Origin of the sequence: Vibrio sp. S11_S32 (assembly GCF_014694465.1) — a bacterium.
Taxonomy (GTDB): domain Bacteria; phylum Pseudomonadota; class Gammaproteobacteria; order Enterobacterales; family Vibrionaceae; genus Vibrio; species Vibrio algicola.
The window spans coordinates 1-250 of the sequence record NZ_JAAUWS010000204.1; the positions used below are offsets into that span (position 1 = coordinate 1).

The following is a 250-nucleotide window of genomic DNA, read 5'->3' on the forward strand; positions in this document are numbered from 1 at the left end:
AACCAGAGTAATTCCCTAAAAAATCCATAGGGCACGCTCTCGCTCGACTATTTTGATAGTCGAACAAGACGATATTTTTTGTCTCTGCCAATGCTGCTTGTGGGGAATCCGCTCCTGAGCAATATAGCCACATATAACACTGTTTGTTTTCTTTAAGTACATTGAGTGGTGTTTCATCCGCTTGAATAACCACTTGCTCTAGCAAGTGGTTTCTCAAGGCTTGATAAAGCGGTTTGAATTTCTCACTTAC

General features: G+C 41.2%; 1 protein-coding gene. It reads right to left on the reverse strand.

What is annotated here, in order from left to right; all coding sequences use genetic code 11:
* A partial coding sequence (locus tag HC723_RS17250) for an IS66 family transposase (protein WP_190339975.1) occupies positions 1-250 on the reverse strand: 250 nt, incomplete at both ends.